The organism is Pseudomonas sp. 37 R 15, assembly GCF_900004865.1.
Taxonomy (GTDB): Bacteria; Pseudomonadota; Gammaproteobacteria; order Pseudomonadales; family Pseudomonadaceae; genus Aquipseudomonas; species Aquipseudomonas fluorescens_AM.
Window position 1 is genome coordinate 12,579 of record NZ_CVTV01000040.1, and the last position, 17,730, is coordinate 30,308.

A 17,730-nucleotide genomic window follows, 5' to 3' on the forward strand; every position below is an offset into this window, starting at 1 on the left:
ACCCGGGTTTTTTTTGCCTGCGATTTTCTCCTGTAGGAGCGAGCTTGCTCGCGAAGAACTCATAGACACCGCGTTCATCCAGGATGCACGCGTTATCGTTGACGTTTTTCGCGAGCAAGCTCGCTCCTACAGTGCAAGGCAAGCCGCTTTGATGGGCGACAGCGCTACGTCGCAGAAGTAGTAGCGCCGGCCACATGGGCCAATGGAAACAGACGCTTGAAGTTCTCGGTCGTCTGCTCGGCGAAGCGCTCGTAGGACTCACCGCGCAGCATCGCCAGATAATCCGCCACGTCACGCACATATTCCGGCAGGTTCGGCTTGCCCCGGTGGGGGATCGGCGCCAGGTACGGCGAATCGGTTTCCACCAGCAGCCGGTCGGCAGGCACCTGTCGGGCCACATCACGCAACGCGTCGGCATTGCGGAAGGTAACGATACCCGACAAGGAAATATAGAACCCCAGGTCCAGGGCCGCCTTGGCCATCGCCCAGTCTTCTGTAAAGCAATGCAGCACACCGGCCTGCGGCAGCGCGGCTTCGCGCAAGAGCGCCAGGGTATCGGCGCGAGCCCCACGGGTGTGGACGATCACCGGTTTGCCGGTGTGTTGCGCAGCGTGCAGGTGCAGGCGGAACGAGGCCTGCTGCAGGTCGGCGGCTTCGGGTTCGTAGTGGTAATCCAGGCCGGTCTCGCCAATGGCGACGACGCGCGGGTGGTCGAGTTCGGCCAACAGCCAGTCCAGGGCCGGTGCTTCGCCGGGTTTGAGGTCCAGCGGGTGGATACCCACTGAACAATCCACATCGGCGTAGCGATCAGCCAGGGCTTTGACGTCGGCGGCGTTTTCGGCACTGACGCCGATGCACAGGAAGTGCCCGACCCCGCGCTGGCGCGCAGCATCAAGGGCGGCGTCCAGGGAGCCGTTGTGCTGGGCGAGGTCAAGACGGTCGAGATGGCAATGGGAATCTACGAGCATGGGCAATGACAACTTGAGTAGTGTCTGGCCGACGATACACCCGTCGGCCAAGAAAATTAACGCCGGCCGAGCAAACCGACCCATTGGACCAGCAGTGCTTCAAGCAACAGCACGCGGTTGAGGTTGGCCTTGCCGAGCACTTTCTGGCGCTGGGCGAGGATCCAGTCCTGAATACTCAGCACCTTGTCCTGCGCACTTTTCTGCGCAAGGTACTGCACCACCTTGCGCATGTCCGGCAAACCCAGGCCGTTTTCGTCCTGGGTCAACTGGTAGCGCAGGATCAGACTGGACCAATCGCAGAACCAGTCGAACAGCAGCAACAGGGGGATGTCCTTCCACGCACTTTCGGCCAATTGCGTGGCGGACAGTTCCTGTTTGATCAGCTTCTTCACACCGTCTACGACCAGTGCACGTTGCTCTCGCACGCCTTGGGCGTGCAGCTTCACCGCAGCCAGGGGGGAGCCCGCGGCCAGGGTCAGCAATTCGATTCGTTCTTGCTCAGCGCAATCCGGCAGCGCCTGCGCCAGCCATTGCAGGCTCATGGCCTCGCTCGGCAAAGGGCACGCCTGCTGCACGCAACGGCTGCGAATGGTCGGCAACAACCGGCTGGATTGATGGCTCACCAGCAACAGCACGGTGTCGCCGGACGGCTCTTCCAGACTCTTGAGCAACGCGTTGGCGGCGTTGATGTTCATGGCCTCCACCGGCTCGATCAGCACCACCTTGCGCCCGCCCATCTGCGCGGTTTGCACCACGAAGCTGACGAGGTCACGCACCTGGTCGACCTTGATCGCTTTGTCCGCTTCCTCAGGTTCCAGCACATAGTTATCGGGGTGGCTGCCGGCCTTCAATAGCAGGCAGGACTTGCATTCACCGCAGGCGTGCAGGTCAACGGGGCGCTGGCACAACAGGCTGGCCATCAAGCGCTCGGCCAGCGCACGCTTGCCGATCCCTGTCGGGCCGTGCAGCAAATAGGCGTGGGCGTGTTGCGCACGACCGGCCAATTGCTGCCAGAGACCATCCTGCCACGGGTAGGCTTCAGCCACGGGCGCGCTCCAGCAAGGTGGGCAGCAGCGCATCGAGGGCTTGCTGCACCTGAGCCAGCGGTTGCGCTGCGTCAAGCAAGTGATACCGTGCAGGCTCCGCCCTGGCACGCTCGAGGAACGCCGTGCGCACGGCGTCGAAAAATGCCCGACCTTCCAGCTCGAAACGATCCAGGCGACCGCGCGCGCTGGCGCGGGCCATGCCCACCTCCACCGGCAGGTCGAACAGCAGGGTCAGGTCGGGGCGCAGGTCTGCCTGTACGAACGTTTCCAGGGCAGCGATACGCTCCAGGCACAACCCTCGACCACCGCCCTGATAGGCGTAGGTGGAGTCGGTGAAACGGTCGCAGATCACCACGGCACCGCGGGCCAGAGCCGGTCGGATCACCTCGGCCAGATGCTGGGCACGGGCGGCGAACACCAGCAGCAGCTCGGTGTCCGCATTCATCGGCTCCTCACCCGGCGTCAGCAATACCTCACGGATGCGCTCGGCCAGCGGCGTACCGCCGGGCTCACGGGTCAACACCACTTCGATGCCTGCGGCGCGCAGGCGCTCGGCCAGGTAATCGCGGTTGGTGCTTTTGCCGGCGCCTTCCGGGCCTTCGAGGGTCATAAACAAGCCAGTCACAGGCAGTCCTTAGTCAGAATCATTGCGGGCTTTGCGCGGCGCTGGTGTCCGGCGCGGGCTCTACCGGTACGTCAACGGGCGGCACCGTGTCTTCCAGCGGCTTGACCTGCGGTGCCGGGCTGGAACGGTAATCGGCGCGGCGCTTGAGTTGAAACTCGCGTACGGCGGCATTATGCGCATCCAGGTCATCCGAGAAAACATGGCTGCCGTCGCCACGGGCGACGAAATACAGGCTGCTGCCCGGCACCGGGTTCAGCGCGGCATGAATCGCCTCGCGGCCCACCATGGCGATGGGTGTCGGCGGCAGGCCGGCGATCATGTAAGTGTTGTAAGGGTTGGCCTCCTTGAGGTGGGCACGGGTCAATTTGCCGTTGTAGCGCTCACCCAGGCCATAGATCACCGTGGGGTCGGTCTGCAACATCATGCCCAGCTTCAGGCGACGCACGAACACACCGGCAATCTGGCCACGCTCTTCGGGCACACCGGTCTCCTTTTCCACCAGGGAGGCCATGATCAGCGCTTGATAAGGTTCGGTGTAAGGCGCATCAGCGGCGCGCCTGCTCCATTCCTGGGCCAGCACATCGTCCAGACGGTTGTAGGCTTTCTTCAGGAATTCGACGTCCGTCATGCCACGCACGAAACGGTAGGTGTCGGGAAAGAAGCGTCCTTCAGGGAATACGCCAGGATGGCCGAGCTTATCCATCACTTCGCTGTCACTGAGGCCCGCGAGGGTCTGCACGATCTTTTCGTGCTTGGCCAGCGCCGAGCGTACCTGGCGAAAGTTCCACCCCTCCACCAGGGTCAGGCTGTACTGCACCACTTCCCCGCGCTGCCACAGGCCGATCAGGCCTTCGGCGGTGAGACCCGGGGTCATGCGGTATTCGCCGCTGTGCAGCGGCTGGCCCTCAAGGTTCAAGCGCCAGTAAAGACGCAGCCAGAATGCACCGTCGAGCACGCCATCGGCTTCCAGACGATTGAAGGTGCCGGTGGGCGTCGCCCCTGCCGGTACATCGAGCAATTGCTCCTGGGTCAGATGCAACGGCTGTTTCAAGGCAGCGTTGTATTTCCAGGCGCACAAGCCCGACAGCAAAGCCGCCGAGAACAGACCGATCAGCAGCAGTACAACCAGTTTTCGTATCACTCAAATATCCAATAGCGCGCGAACAATGCCCTGCAGTTTACGGGTGAGCGGCCCAACCGACCAGCGCATCCCAGCGCACTCGCGTACCGGCCAGATGCCATAAATGCTGTTGCACACGAAGACTTCGTCGGCCTGTTGCAACTGCTCCACGCTGATGTCGGCCACGGCCACCGGGACGCTCAGCGCTTGCGCCTGGGCCAGGATCTCGGCGCGCATCACTCCGGCAATGCCACAACGCTTCAGATCAGCGGTAAGTAACACGCCGTTGCGTACCAGAAACAGATTGCTGAACACGCCTTCGATGACACGCCCGGACATATCCAGCATCAAGCCTTCGGCATGCTCGGCATCCTGCCATTCGGCGCGGGCGATTACCTGCTCAAGGCGGTTCAGGTGTTTGAGCCCGGCCAGCAGCGGTTGTTCGGCCAAGCGGGTGGCGCACGGAAACAGGCGGATGCCGTCGGTCCCGTGGGTTTCGGGATAAGTGGCGGGCGGACCGCCCTGCAAGATACGGCGTACAGCGGCATCGGGATTGATGCCGTAACCCCGCTGGCTATCGCCACGGGTCAGGATCAACTTGAGCACGCCATCGCCAAGGGCTGCGGCATAGGCCAGCACTTCGCTGCGGACCAGAGCGTGATCCACCCCCAATGCGAAGCGCCTGCAGCCCTCATCGAGGCGCTGCAGGTGACGGTCAAGCAGCACCGGCTGCCCGGCCTTGACCGCGATGGTTTCAAACACACCATCACCATACGCCAGGCCGCGATCTTTCAGGGGCACGCTGTCCGCTGGCTGACCGTCGACCCAGCTGTGCATTACTCGGCGAACCGGCGGAACACCAGCGAGCCGTTGGTGCCACCAAACCCGAACGAGTTGGAGATCACCACGTCGATCGGCATCGGTTGCGCTTCGTGAGGCACGAAGTTCAGGTCGCAGCCTTCGTCCGGCTCATCAAGGTTGATGGTCGGCGGAGCGACCTGGTCCTTGATGGCCATCACACTGAAGATCGCCTCGACCGCACCCGCCGCGCCCAACAGATGGCCGGTCATGGATTTGGTGGAGCTGACCGCCAGCTTATAGGCGTGCTCGCCGAACACCGACTTGATGGCTTCGGCTTCCGCCAGGTCGCCGGTAGGCGTCGAAGTGCCATGAGCATTGATGTACTGCACCTGGTCGGCATTGACCTTCGCATCGCGCAGGGCATTGGTGATGCAGCGTGCGGCACCGGCACCGTCGGACGGTGGCGAGGTCATGTGGTAGGCGTCGCCGCTCATGCCAAAACCGATCAGCTCGGCATAGATGGTCGCACCGCGTGCCTTGGCATGCTCCAACTCTTCCAGTACCAGGGCACCGGCACCGTCGGACAGCACAAAACCGTCACGGCCCTTGTCCCACGGACGGCTGGCACGGGTCGGCTCATCGTTGCGGGTCGACAGCGCTCGAGATGCGCCGAAGCCGCCCATGCCCAGGCCGCAGGCGGCCATCTCGGCGCCACCGGCAATCATCACGTCAGCTTCATCGTAGGCGATGTTGCGCGCCGCCATGCCGATGCAGTGAGTGCCCGTGGTGCACGCCGTTGCGATGGCGTAGTTAGGCCCCTGTGCCCCCAAATGGATGGACAGGAAACCGGAAATCATATTGATGATCGAGCCCGGCACGAAGAACGGTGAAATTCGACGGGGGCCGGAATCGTGCAACGTGCGGCTGGTTTCTTCGATATTGGTCAGCCCGCCAATCCCCGAACCCATGGCCACGCCGATGCGCTCACGGTTGGCGTCGGTGACTTCCAGGCCGGCGTTACGCACTGCCTGAAAACCGGCTGCCAGGCCGTATTGAATGAACAGGTCGAGCTTGCGCGATTCCTTGAGCGAGAGGTATTGCTCGACATTGAAACCCTTTACCGAGCCGCCAAAACGGGTGGAATAGGCAGAAAGGTCCGTGTGTTCGATCAGACCGATACCACTGTGGCCAGCCAGAATGCCCTGCCAACTGCTTGGCACATCCGTGCCCAGTGGCGACAACATACCCATACCGGTGACTACGACGCGTCTACGCGACACAGCACTCTCCTTTTTCTAATGACGACACTTTGCTTCGCAGCGTACTTTTCGTCACCGCTGAAAGAAAAAACCGCACGCCGTTACAGCAGTGCGGTTTTTCCCTGACAGCAGGCGACGACTACAAACTATTACGCCTGGTGGCTAGTAACGTAGTCGATGGCAGCTTGAACAGTAGTGATTTTTTCAGCTTCTTCGTCCGGGATTTCGGTCTCGAATTCCTCTTCCAGAGCCATCACCAGCTCAACGGTGTCAAGGGAATCGGCACCCAGGTCTTCTACGAAGGAAGCAGTGTTGACCACTTCTTCTTCCTTAACGCCCAGTTGCTCGGCGACGATTTTCTTGACGCGCTCTTCGATGGTGCTCATACCTTGTTTAACTCCTAATGGACAAATTCAGGCAGCTGGCCAGTGGGTAAGTGTATAGAAAGCCATTTCGGTTTTTCAACCGAAAGCTTCACCCTGTACCCGCCCTGCCACCTGCCTATAAATTAAGTTGCAGCTTTATAACGGATTTTAGACAGCTCGTATGACATATTTTTGAAGCGATCCGTCACAATTTAACTCATGTACATCCCGCCGTTCACCGGGATTGTAGCCCCAGTTACGTATGCCGCACCGTCGGATGCCAGAAAAGTGACCACATTCGCGATCTCTTGAGCCTGGCCCAGACGGCCCAGCGGAATCTGCGTCAGCAAGGCTTCACGCTGTGCTTCGGGCAGTTCGCGGGTCATATCGGTGTCGATGAACCCTGGAGCCACCGAGTTTACCGTAATCGACCGCGAGCCGACTTCACGCGCCAGTGCACGGCTGAAACCTTCCAGACCGGCCTTGGCCGAGGCATAGTTTACTTGGCCGGCGTTGCCCATGGCACCCACTACAGAGCCAATATTGATAATTCGGCCCCAGCGCGCCTTGGTCATGCCGCGCAAAACGCCCTTGGACAGGCGGAACAGACTGTTCAGGTTGGTATCGACCACGTCGTACCATTCGTCGTCTTTCATGCGCATCATCAGGTTATCGCGGGTGATACCGGCATTGTTCACCAGAATCGCCGGCGCACCGAACTGAGCGGTGATCTCGGCCAGCACGGCCGCCACGGACTCGTCACTGGTCACGTTCAGCTCAAGGCCGGTGCCCTGCACGCCGTTTTCCTTGAGGGTTGCGGCGATACGCTCGGCACCCGAGGCGGACGTGGCGGTGCCGATCACAACGGCGCCTTGACGGCCCAGCTCCAGGGCGATGGCCTGGCCGATGCCACGGCTTGCGCCGGTAACCAGTGCAACTTTACCTTGCAGACTCATGCAGGCTTCTCCTAATTTCGGGGATCAGGCCAGCGCCGCACGAGCGGCAGCGAAGGCATCCGGGGTATTGAGATTGGCAGTCGATACGCCGTCGGCGCAGCGTTTGTTCAGGCCGGCCAGGACTTTGCCCGGACCGCACTCGACCAGTTCGGTGGCGCCATTGGCAGCCAGGGCCTGCACCGACTCAACCCAGCGAACCGGCTTGTAGAGTTGCTCCAGCAGGTCGCGCTTGAGGGTGTCCAGGTCAGGGGCCACCGCCGCGCTGACGTTCTGCACCAGCGGGATCTGCGGCGCCTGCCAGTTGATGGCGGCGATGGACTCGGCAAAACGCTCGGCCGCCGGACGCATCAGCTCGCAGTGTGACGGCACGCTGACCGGCAACGGCAGCGCACGCTTGGCACCACGGGCCTTGCAGCCTTCGATGGCGCGCTCGACCGCTGCCTTGGCACCCGCGATGACCACTTGGCCAGGGGAGTTGAAATTCACGGCACTGACCACCTCGCCCTGCGCCGCTTCGGCGCAGGCTTCGATCACCACCGCATCGTCCAGGCCCAGGATCGCGGCCATGCCGCCCTGCCCGGCCGGAACGGCCTCCTGCATCAATTGACCGCGACGCTCGACCAGCTTGACCGCTTCACCGAGGGTCAGGCTGCCCGCCGCAACCAGGGCGCTGTATTCGCCCAGGCTGTGACCGGCGACGAATGCCGGGCGCGCGCCGCCTTCGGCCAGCCACAAGCGCCACAGCGCGATCGAAGCCGTCAGAATGGCCGGCTGGGTCTTGTCGGTTTGATTGAGTTGCTCTTCCGGCCCCTGCTGGGTCAGTGCCCACAGGTCATAACCCAGGGCGTCGGACGCTTCCTTGAAAGTGTCCAGGACCTGCGGGTATTGCGCGCCCAGCTCGGCCAACATGCCGAGGGACTGCGAACCCTGCCCTGGAAAGACGAATGCGAGGGATGTAGACATGTAACAAGCCCCTAATGATCTGGTCGTCAAAAATGGTCGCTGCCGATCTTGAGGTGAAACCAAGACGGGAGCGCACGAAACTGACAGATTGGATGGTCAATTGAACTGGCCGGTCACATTTAAGCACTCCCGGGCCGATTCGCCTAAGGCAACAAGTCCTCAAGACGGCCGCGCAGGCGCTGCGGCAGGTTGTCCTGAATCTCGATCACGGCCCGCGCAATCGCGCTCTGAAAGCCCTCGACACCTGCCGAGCCATGGCTTTTCACCACTACGCCCTGCAACCCCAGAAAACTCGCGCCGTTATGCCGCGCCGGCGCCAGGTCGGCCTGCAGCCGGCGCATCAACGGCAACGCCAGGGCGCCGACCATGCGCGACGCCAGGTTCTGCTTGAACAAGGCTTCGATACGCGTGGCAATCATGGTTGCCAAGCCCTCGCTGGACTTGAGCAGGATGTTGCCGACAAACCCGTCACACACCACCACGTCGGCTTCGCCACGGTACAAGCCGTCACCTTCGACAAAACCGACGTAGTTCAAACCCCGCGCGCCTTGCAGCAAGGTGGCGGCCAGCTTGACCTGCTGATTGCCCTTGATGTCCTCGGTGCCGATATTCAGCAGGGCCACTCTTGGCCGGACTACGCCCAACGCTTCGGCGGCCACCGAACCCATCACGGCGAACTGCAACAGATGCTCGGCACTGCAATCGACGTTCGCTCCCAGGTCCAGCAACTGACAATAGCCCTTCTGCGTGGGAATCGCCGCCACCATCGCCGGCCGATCGATGCCCGGCAGGGTCTTGAGCACATGCCGCGACAGGGCCATCAGCGCGCCGGTATTGCCGGCACTGACACAAGCGTGCACCTTGCCGTCGCGCAGCAGCTCCAGGGCCACGCGCATGGACGAGTCGGGCTTGCCGCGCAGCGCGGCTGCCGGTTTTTCGTCCATGGTGATGGTTTCGCTGGCCGGCGTAACCGTCAGGCGCGCGCGATCCACCGCCGGATGGCTGGCAATCAGTTCTTCAATAAGGGTAGGTTGACCGACAAGGGTCAGGTGCAGCGAGGGCGTAGCAGACAGGCTGGCAATGCAGGCCTGAACAATGCTGCGGGGACCGAAGTCCCCGCCCATTGCGTCAATCGCGATGACTTGAGCAGACAAGTGATTACTCGTCAGCGCCCTTGTCGATCACTTTACGGCCACGGTATACGCCTTCTGGCGATACGTGGTGACGCAGGTGAACTTCACCGGTGGTCTTTTCCACGGACAGGGTGCTAGCCTCGAGAGCGTCGTGCGAACGGCGCATGTCACGGGCGGAGCGGGATTTTTTGTTCTGCTGAACAGCCATAATTGATTAACTCCTAAACGTTTGGGTCACGCTTTAACTGCGCCAATACACTGAACGGGTTGGACCGCGTTACCTCGTCCTCGCTCGGTTCGGGCTCGTCATCGAGGCCCGCCGGCTGCTGGCATTCTTCCGGATGATGAGCAGGCACAATGGGCAAGGCGAGCAAAAGCTCCTCCTCGATCAGTGCATGCAGATCCAAAGGATCTTCGCCCAGTTCCAGCACGTCATAACCTTTCGGCAACGACTGGGTATTCGCACCCTCCTTCACCACGGCATAACTGCACTCGCTGTGGATCGGCAGGGTGACCAGCTCAAGACAACGCTGGCAAACCATTTTGACTTCGGTGTCGATAATGCTGTGGATCACCACAGATTTACGTTCATCTCGTTCAAAAATGAATTTGGCCTGCACCGTACCGACAGTGTCGGAAAGCGGGTCGCAGAGTCTCTCCAAATCGGCCAGCGGCAATTCACCTTGAAGGGAAGTGCCACGATCAGCCAATTTGCGCGGGTCAACGTGAGGTGGAATCGGGTCATTCAACATAGGCGCAGCATTATAGGGATGCACCCGGCCATGTCAAAGGAAATTCAGCCCTGTGCGTCAGCCGGTCACGCCGCTAGAATCTGCGGCTGTCTTGAGGAGACGTCTATGCTGCCTTTATTACTCGCGTCCAGCTCGGTTTATCGTCGTCAATTACTGAGCCGCCTGCACCTGCCGTTCATCTGCAGCTCGCCGGATATCGATGAAAGCCATCGTGACAACGAATCCGCCGTGGAACTGGTCAAGCGCCTGGCCGAGCAGAAAGCGCGCGCCTTGGCGCTCAGTCATCCAGGTCATCTGATCATCGGCTCAGACCAGGTCGCCGCACTGCAAGGCCGCATTATCGGCAAGCCTCACACCTTCGAGAACGCACGAGAACAGCTATTGGCCGCCAGCGGCAAGCGCGTGAGCTTCCTTACCGGGCTGGCACTGCTCAACAGTGAAACGGGGCGCTGCCAGGTCGACTGCGTACCGTTCACCGTGCAGATGCGTGAACTGGATGCCGAACGCGTCGAGCGCTACCTGCGGATCGAACAGCCTTATGATTGCGCGGGCAGCTTCAAGGCCGAAGGGCTGGGCGTCAGCCTGTTCCAGAGCACCGAAGGGCCTGATGCGACAAGCCTTGTTGGCCTGCCGCTGATCCGACTGGTGGATATGCTACTGACCGAAGGCGTACAAATTCCTTAAGTACACATCGACCCAATGTGGGAGGGGGCTTGCCCCCGATAGCGGTGGATCAGCCAGCTTATCTATAGCTGACACACCGTCATCGGGAGCAAGCCCCCTCCCACATTCGGCCACGCTGGCACCGAGCTTCTTGGAAAACCGGTCAAACGGCGATTCCTCGACCGTGAAATCCACCAGCGCCTGCTCGCCCGACCATTTACGGATCGAGCAACCGCATGACTGTGCGAGGAGCTTCAAGGCCGAGGGACTGGGTGCCACCCGCTTGATAGGACTGCCACTGATTCTACTGGTGGATATGCTACTGACCGAAGGCGTACAAATTCCTTAAGTACACATCGACCCAATGTGGGAGGGGGCTTGCCCCCGATAGCGGTGGATCAGCCAGCTTATCTATAGCTGACACACCGTCATCGGGGGCAAGCCCCGTCCCACATTTTGATCTACAGCTGGCTTGATCTATCAGCGCAATGTCGGGCCTTGGAAGCCCATGTACAACGCCAGCTTCTCGGCCACGCTGGCACCGAGCTTCTTGGAAAACCGGTCAAACGGCGATTCCTCAACCGTGAAATCCACCAGCTCCTTCTCGCCAACCACATCCCGCGCCACCGAACTGGCACTGCCCAGGCCGTCGATCAAGCCCAGCGGCAGCGCCTGCTCGCCCGACCAGACCAGCCCGGAGAACAGCTCCGGATGCTCCTTGTCCTTGAGCCGATCGCCACGCCCTTGCTTGACGCTGGCGATGAACTGGCGATGAGTCGTGTCGAGCACGCCCTGCCAGAACTGGGTCTCATCAGCCTTTTGCGGCTGGAACGGATCGAGGAAGGCCTTGTGCTCGCCCGAGGTGTAGGTGCGACGCTCCACACCCAGCTTCCCCATGGTGCCGACAAAACCGTAACCGGCTGCCGTCACGCCAATGGAGCCCACCAGGCTGGCCTTGTCAGCGTAAATCTGGTCGGCGGCACTGGCGATGTAATAAGCGCCCGAAGCCCCCAGGTCGGAGATCACCGCATAAAGCTTGGTGTCCGGATGCAGCGCGCGCAGGCGACGAATCTCGTCATACACATAGCCCGACTGCACAGGACTGCCGCCGGGGCTGTTGATACGCAGGACCACGCCCTTGACCTTGGGGTCTTCGAACGCCGCGCGCAGGCTGCTGACAATATTGTCGGCACTGGCGGGCTCCTTGTCGGCGATCACCCCGCGCACCTCGATCAAGGCGGTGTAGTGACTGCCCCGGGTGGCGCTTTTCTCCATGTCCATCAACGGGCTGAACAACGCCAGAATGAGCAGCAGGTAAGTGAAGGTCAGCAGCTTGAAGAAGATCCCCCAGCGTCGCGCGCGACGCTGCTCCTGGACGCTGGCCAGGAGGGTTTTCTCCAGCAGTTTCCAGCTCTTGTCATCAGCGTTTTGCGCTTTTTCGGGCGCTTTCCACTCGTCACTCATGCCATCAACCTCAGCAAAGACTTATCGGGCCCGGCTGAGCCAGGCCTGCAATTGAGAAAAATGATCGATCGTAATCCTGGGCTCGTATGGCTGCAGGGCGTCCGCAGACTGGGCGCCATAGCTGACTGCCACGCTGTCCATGCCTGCATTGCGCGCCATCATCAGGTCGAAGGACGCATCACCTACCATCAACGCCTGGCGCGGCGATACACCGCAATGCGCCAGGATCTGCTCCAGCATCAGAGGGTGAGGTTTACTGGCCGTTTCATCCGCCGCACGGGTGATATCGAAATAGTCTTCCCAGCCGTGCGCCTTGAGCACCCGATCCAGCCCGCGACGCGCCTTACCCGTGGCGACGGCCAGGTGATAACCCTCGGCACGAAACGCTTGCAGCGACTGCACCACACCTTCAAACAGCGGCGAAGGCTCGGCCTCCAGCGCAATGTAGTGATCGGCGTAATGCTCGCGGAAAGCGACCAGTTCAGTGTCGGATATCTGCGGATACAGCGTGCGAATCGCCTCAGGCAAGCCCAGGCCGATAATGCCCTTGACCGCCAGGTCGCTGCACAACTCGAAACCCGAGCGGGTCGACGCCATGTGCATCGACTCGACGATGCGGCCAATGGAATTGGCCAGGGTGCCGTCCCAGTCGAAAATCAGCAGCTTGTAATCACGGTGCGACACTCAAACGCTCCACGGTCTTGGCCCACATTTCATCGACCGGCGCCTGCAACTTCAGCTCGCCGCCATCGGGCAGCGGCACGGTCAACATGTAGGCGTGCAGGAACAGGCGTTTGCCGCCCAGGTCGCGAATCTCCCTGGAGAAATCCTCGTCACCATATTTGGTATCACCGGCGATGCAGTGACCGGCATGCAGGGTGTGCACGCGAATCTGGTGGGTACGCCCGGTCACCGGCTTGGCCTCGACCAGGGTGGCGAAGTCGCCGAAGCGGCGCAGCACCTTGAACAGGGTCAGGGCCTCTTTGCCCTCCTCGTCCACTTCCACCATGCGCTCACCGGAGCGCAGGTTGCTCTTCTGCAACGGCGCCCGCACGCTCTTGATCGAACTGGCCCAGTTACCGCGTACCAACGCCATGTAGCGCTTGTCCACGCCGTCGCCGCGCAGGGCAGTGTGCAGGTGGCGCAACATGCTGCGTTTCTTGGCGATCATCAACAGGCCGGAGGTGTCGCGGTCCAGGCGATGGACCAGCTCCAGCTCCTTGGCATCCGGGCGCAACTGCCGGAAGGCTTCGATCACGCCGAACGTCAGGCCGCTGCCGCCGTGAACGGCAATGCCGCAGGGTTTGTTGATCACGATGAGTTTGTTATCTTCGAACACGATCGACGCTTCCAGGCGCTGCAACAGGCCCTGGGCCAGCGGCACCGGCTCGTCGCGCTCAGGCACGCGAACCGGCGGCACACGGACGATATCGCCCGCCTGCAGCTTGTACTCGGGCTTGATCCGGCCCTTGTTCACCCGCACTTCACCTTTACGCAAGATGCGGTAGATCAAGGTCTTGGGCACGCCTTTGAGCCTGGCCAGGAGAAAATTATCGATGCGTTGGCCGGCATATTCCGGCGAGACCTCGAGCAGCTGGACGCTGGGGGTCTGGGGGGCGGTAGTCGTCATGCCGGCGATGATAACAATTTTTTATGGAATTGAAGCACTTAATCATTGCTGCTATAGTCGCGAACGCCGCCAAAAGCGGCCTGGACAGAGGACTTGCGGCAAACTGCCGGCCCTGACCATCGCAATTCATCAGGACGCGAGGCCGTCCTACGGGGCGTTCGCCACCCTGGAAGGCTTGAGATTGTAACAAGCGCAGGTGACATGAGGCCTGAAGCGAGTGCGGTACGCAGAGTGAATACTCGCGTGTTGCGCCGATATTTACGGCCAGTTCACAAAGTGCAGTCAGTCCCGAGCCAGACCATGGCGAATGCTTCGGAAACAACGCCTGTTAAGAGCTGAGTGAGAGCGCAGTCGCCCACACCTAGTCTTGTTTAGCCATGAGCGTGGACTCCCCTTTGGAGAACACGGTAAATGCCAACCCGCTGCGGATTCTGCGCGCGGCAGCACCCGAATTATCAGGGATACGTGTAGGGTGGAGATGCACAACCGTCGGACCGTGTAGCACTAGGCTTATATTTAGACGCTTCATCTCGTCCACAGTCGCCGGTTGATTCCTCCTCCTGACCTTAGCTTTTGTTGAAGTGGTGCCTTTGTCACCACCGCTAACAAGCAGGACGCGTCCGTCGCGATACCCGCCCAATTGGCAGGTTTTGCTGGACACTGGAGTGGCCAACCACTCTTGACGCACCTGACACCGACCGTGAGAAGTCGTGTGTGCCGAACGCCGTTTCCGGCAGCCCGGAAACCGACGGTACAACATGAAAAGAATGCTGATTAACGCAACTCAACCCGAAGAGTTGCGTGTTGCACTGGTAGATGGCCAACGCCTCTACGACCTGGATATCGAATCCGGTGCGCGCGAGCAAAAGAAGGCCAACATCTATAAAGGCCGTATTACTCGCATCGAACCAAGCCTTGAGGCTGCCTTTGTCGATTTCGGCTCCGAGCGCCACGGCTTCCTGCCCCTCAAGGAAATCTCCCGCGAATACTTCAAGAAGGCCCCCGAAGGCCGCGTGAACATCAAGGACGTCCTGAGCGAAGGCCAGGAAGTCATTGTCCAGGTCGAAAAAGAAGAACGTGGCAACAAGGGCGCCGCCCTGACCACCTTCATCAGCCTGGCTGGCCGTTACCTGGTGCTGATGCCGAACAACCCGCGTGCCGGCGGCATCTCCCGTCGCATCGAGGGCGAAGAGCGCAACGAACTGCGTGAAGCGCTGAACGGCCTGATCGCACCCGCCGACATGGGCCTGATCGTGCGCACTGCCGGCCTGGGCCGCAGCAGCGAAGAAATGCAGTGGGACCTCGACTACCTGCTGCAACTGTGGACCGCCATCAAAGAAGCTTCGCTGGATCGTTCCGCGCCGTTCCTGATCTACCAGGAAAGCAACGTGATCATCCGCGCCATCCGCGATTACCTGCGCCAGGACATCGGCGAAGTGCTGATCGACAGCGTTGAAGCCCAGGACGAAGCCCTGACCTTCATCCGCCAGGTGATGCCGCAGTACGCCAGCAAGATCAAGCTGTACGAAGACAGCGTTCCGCTGTTCAACCGTTTCCAGATCGAAAGCCAGATCGAGACCGCTTTCCAGCGCGTGGTCGAACTGCCTTCCGGCGGCTCCATCGTGATCGACCCGACCGAAGCCCTGGTGTCCATCGACATCAACTCGGCGCGCGCCACGAAGGGTAGCGACATCGAAGAGACCGCCCTGCAGACCAACCTGGAAGCGGCTGAAGAAATCGCCCGCCAGCTGCGCCTGCGTGATATCGGCGGCCTGATCGTGATCGACTTCATCGACATGACCCCGGCCAAGAACCAGCGCGCCGTGGAAGAGAAAGTCCGCGAATGCCTGGAAGCCGACCGCGCCCGCGTACAAGTGGGCCGTATCTCGCGCTTCGGCCTGCTGGAAATGTCCCGTCAGCGCCTGCGTCCATCCCTGGGCGAAAGCAGCGGCATCGTCTGCCCGCGTTGCAACGGCACCGGCATCATCCGTGACGTTGAGTCGCTGTCCCTGGCGATCCTGCGCCTGATCGAAGAAGAAGCCCTGAAAGACCGCACCGCCGAAGTTCGCGCACAAGTGCCGATTCCGGTTGCCGCGTTCCTGCTCAACGAAAAACGCAACTCGATCACCAAGATCGAACTGCGCACCCGTGCCCGTATCGTCATCCTGCCAAACGATCACCTCGAGACGCCGCACTTCGAAGTGCAACGCCTGCGCGATGACAGCCCGGAAGCCCACAGCGGCCAGTCCAGCTACGAAATCGCCGCTGCCGCCGCCGAAGTGGAAGAAGTCCAGCCGGCCGCCGCGACCCGCACCCTGGTTCGCCAGGAAGCCGCCGTGAAAACCGCCCCGGCCCGCGCCAATGCACCGGTACCGGCCGAAGCTGCTGCTCCGGTGGCCGCGCCGGCCGCCCTGCCTGAGCCAAGCCTGTTCAAGGGCCTGGTGAAGTCGCTGGTCAGCCTGTTCGCTACCAAGGAAGAGCCCGCTGCCCCGGTTGTGGTTGAAAAAACCGCCACCGAACGCCCGGCGCGTAACGAAGAGCGTCGCAACGGTCGTCAGCAGAGCCGCAACCGCAACGGTCGTCGGGACGAAGAGCGCAAGCCGCGCGAAGAACGTGCCCCGCGTGAAGAGCGCGCGCCACGTGAAGAGCGTGCACCTCGCGAAGCCCGTGAAGAAACCCCGACCGTAGCCCGTGAAGAACGCGCACCGCGCGAAGAACGTGCGCGTACTCCACGCGCCCCGCGTGAAGATCGCAAGCCGCGTGGCGAGCGTGAAGAGCGTGTACGTGAACTGCGCGAGCCGTTGGATGCGGCCCCTGCCGTCGCCGCTGCCGCTGCCGCAGCCACCGAAGAACGCCCGGCTCGCCAGCCGCGTGAAGAGCGCGCGCCACGTGAGGAACGTCAACCACGCGCTCCGCGTGAAGAGCGTCAACCACGTGCCGAACAGGCCGCCGCCGCCAGTGAAGAAGAAGTGCTGACCGGCGAAGAGCAACTGCAGGAAGATGGCCAGGACAACACCGAAGGCGATCGCCCACGCCGCCGCTCCCGTGGTCAGCGTCGTCGCAGCAACCGTCGTGAGCGTCAGCGTGATGCCAACGGCAACGTGATCGAAGGCTCGGAAGAAGCCGGCGAGAACGCAGAAGCGGCCAACCAAGAACCGACGGGCGCCGAACTGGCTGCCGGCCTGGCCGTGACCGCTGCCGTTGCCAGCTCGGTCATCAGCGCCCCTGCTGAAGCCCAGGCCCATGAGCAGGCTGAACGCGCTACCGCTGCTGTCGAAGAGACCGCTGCGCTAGAAGCGCCCGTTGCCGAGACGCCAGTGGTTGAAGCACCGGTGGTGGAAGCCACTACCCCAATCGAAACCCCAGTGGTTCCGGAAGTGGAAGTGGCACCGGTTCGCGACGCTCAACCCGTGACCGAAGTGGTTGCCGTTGAAGTCGCTCCGGTCGTCGAGCCTGAGCCAGTGGCTGACGCCGCTGTTGAAGCACCGGCTGTCGAAGAAGCTGCCCCGGCCGTGCGTGAAGTTCGCGAAGAACAGACCGCCTTCCAATGGCCTGCCGAACCTGCTGCTCCGGTTGAAGCGCCTGCTCCTGCCCCGGTGGTAGAAGAGGCGCCGGCTGCGGTTGCTGATGTCGAAGTGGTGGCCGAGCCGACCCCAGAGGTCGAGACTGCCCCCGTGGTTGAGCCCGCTCCAGTCGTTGAGCCCGCACCCGTGGTTGAAGCGCCGGTAGTGGCCGAAGTTGCTGCTCCGGTGGTTGAAGCTGCACCGGCAAGCGCACTGACTGAAAACGGCCGTGCACCGAACGACCCACGTGAAGTGCGTCGTCGCCGCAAGGAAGCCGAGGCTGCCGCTGCCGCTGCCGCGTCGGTAGAGCACAAGGCCCAGGAAGAAGAGCACGAGCCTAAACCCCTCGTCTGATTCCATCAGCCATTAAAAAGCCCCGCCTGAGTGATCAGGCGGGGCTTTTTATTGCAAAAATGTGGGAG

At 61.6% G+C, this 17,730-nt stretch carries 17 protein-coding genes; 2 read left to right on the forward strand and 15 right to left on the reverse strand.

Translation table 11 applies throughout. The features are described from left to right. Positions 1-164 precede the first annotated feature (164 nt). The 12 genes from BFQ04_RS12175 to BFQ04_RS12230 form a co-directional block, all read right to left on the reverse strand. Complete coding sequence (locus BFQ04_RS12175) at positions 165-968, reverse strand: TatD family hydrolase (RefSeq protein ID WP_065951049.1); 804 nt, start codon at positions 966-968, stop codon at positions 165-167. Positions 969-1,024: 56 nt separating this feature from the next. Next, complete coding sequence (locus BFQ04_RS12180) at positions 1,025-2,014, reverse strand: DNA polymerase III subunit delta' (RefSeq protein WP_065883741.1); 990 nt, start codon at positions 2,012-2,014, stop codon at positions 1,025-1,027. Beyond that, positions 2,007-2,639, reverse strand: coding sequence for a dTMP kinase (gene tmk / locus BFQ04_RS12185; protein ID WP_065951050.1), 633 nt, complete (start codon positions 2,637-2,639; stop codon positions 2,007-2,009). The genes BFQ04_RS12180 and tmk overlap by 8 nt, the downstream gene beginning before the upstream one ends. 19 nt (positions 2,640-2,658) lie before the next feature. After that, positions 2,659-3,780 (reverse strand): endolytic transglycosylase MltG, encoded by a 1,122-nt coding sequence (mltG, locus tag BFQ04_RS12190; RefSeq protein WP_065951051.1) that lies wholly within the window; start codon positions 3,778-3,780, stop codon positions 2,659-2,661. Next, on the reverse strand, positions 3,781-4,596 hold the full coding sequence (gene pabC, locus BFQ04_RS12195; RefSeq protein WP_065951052.1) for an aminodeoxychorismate lyase: 816 nt from the start codon (positions 4,594-4,596) through the stop codon (positions 3,781-3,783). Next, on the reverse strand, positions 4,596-5,840 hold the full coding sequence (gene fabF, locus BFQ04_RS12200; protein WP_057721119.1) for a beta-ketoacyl-ACP synthase II: 1,245 nt from the start codon (positions 5,838-5,840) through the stop codon (positions 4,596-4,598). Before fabF ends, pabC begins: the two co-directional genes overlap by 1 nt. A 128-nt stretch (positions 5,841-5,968) precedes the next feature. Beyond that, on the reverse strand, positions 5,969-6,205 hold the full coding sequence (gene acpP, locus BFQ04_RS12205; RefSeq protein WP_003175607.1) for an acyl carrier protein: 237 nt from the start codon (positions 6,203-6,205) through the stop codon (positions 5,969-5,971). A gap of 191 nt (positions 6,206-6,396) precedes the next feature. Next, complete coding sequence (gene fabG, locus BFQ04_RS12210; protein ID WP_005790544.1) at positions 6,397-7,140, reverse strand: 3-oxoacyl-ACP reductase FabG; 744 nt, start codon at positions 7,138-7,140, stop codon at positions 6,397-6,399. Positions 7,141-7,164: 24 nt separating this feature from the next. Then, positions 7,165-8,103, reverse strand: a complete 939-nt coding sequence (fabD, locus tag BFQ04_RS12215) for an ACP S-malonyltransferase (protein WP_065951053.1) — start codon at positions 8,101-8,103, stop codon at positions 7,165-7,167. Positions 8,104-8,246: 143 nt separating this feature from the next. Further along, the gene (gene plsX, locus BFQ04_RS12220) at positions 8,247-9,257 is read right to left on the reverse strand and encodes a phosphate acyltransferase PlsX (RefSeq protein WP_083217974.1); all 1,011 of its coding nucleotides are present in this window, start codon (positions 9,255-9,257) and stop codon (positions 8,247-8,249) included. A gap of 4 nt (positions 9,258-9,261) precedes the next feature. Continuing rightward, on the reverse strand, positions 9,262-9,444 hold the full coding sequence (gene rpmF / locus BFQ04_RS12225) for a 50S ribosomal protein L32 (protein ID WP_003179396.1): 183 nt from the start codon (positions 9,442-9,444) through the stop codon (positions 9,262-9,264). A gap of 13 nt (positions 9,445-9,457) precedes the next feature. Then, the gene (locus tag BFQ04_RS12230; protein ID WP_065951055.1) at positions 9,458-9,988 is read right to left on the reverse strand and encodes a YceD family protein; all 531 of its coding nucleotides are present in this window, start codon (positions 9,986-9,988) and stop codon (positions 9,458-9,460) included. 105 nt (positions 9,989-10,093) lie between these two features. Here BFQ04_RS12230 and BFQ04_RS12235 point away from each other — a divergent pair, with 105 nt between their 5' ends. After that, positions 10,094-10,672 carry a Maf family protein gene (locus BFQ04_RS12235; protein WP_065951056.1) on the forward strand — a complete coding sequence of 193 codons (579 nt, stop codon included), beginning with the start codon at positions 10,094-10,096 and terminating at the stop codon, positions 10,670-10,672. A 459-nt stretch (positions 10,673-11,131) separates the two neighbouring features. On the opposite strand, the gene BFQ04_RS12240 is transcribed toward BFQ04_RS12235, so the two are convergent. From BFQ04_RS12240 to rluC, 3 genes are read right to left on the reverse strand one after another with little or no spacing between them, the layout of a single operon-like run. Next, a complete protein-coding gene (locus BFQ04_RS12240; protein WP_065951057.1) occupies positions 11,132-12,115 on the reverse strand; it encodes a S49 family peptidase in 984 nt (327 codons plus the stop codon). A gap of 21 nt (positions 12,116-12,136) precedes the next feature. Continuing rightward, positions 12,137-12,799 carry an HAD-IA family hydrolase gene (locus BFQ04_RS12245; RefSeq protein WP_065951058.1) on the reverse strand — a complete coding sequence of 221 codons (663 nt, stop codon included), beginning with the start codon at positions 12,797-12,799 and terminating at the stop codon, positions 12,137-12,139. Further along, positions 12,786-13,745, reverse strand: a complete 960-nt coding sequence (gene rluC / locus BFQ04_RS12250; RefSeq protein WP_065951059.1) for a 23S rRNA pseudouridine(955/2504/2580) synthase RluC — start codon at positions 13,743-13,745, stop codon at positions 12,786-12,788. Before rluC ends, BFQ04_RS12245 begins: the two co-directional genes overlap by 14 nt. A 758-nt stretch (positions 13,746-14,503) precedes the next feature. On the opposite strand from rluC, the gene rne reads away from it, so the two are divergent. Beyond that, positions 14,504-17,662: a ribonuclease E gene (gene rne / locus BFQ04_RS12255; protein ID WP_218187761.1), complete on the forward strand. Its 3,159-nt coding sequence runs from the start codon at positions 14,504-14,506 to the stop codon at positions 17,660-17,662. Positions 17,663-17,730: the final 68 nt, after the last annotated feature.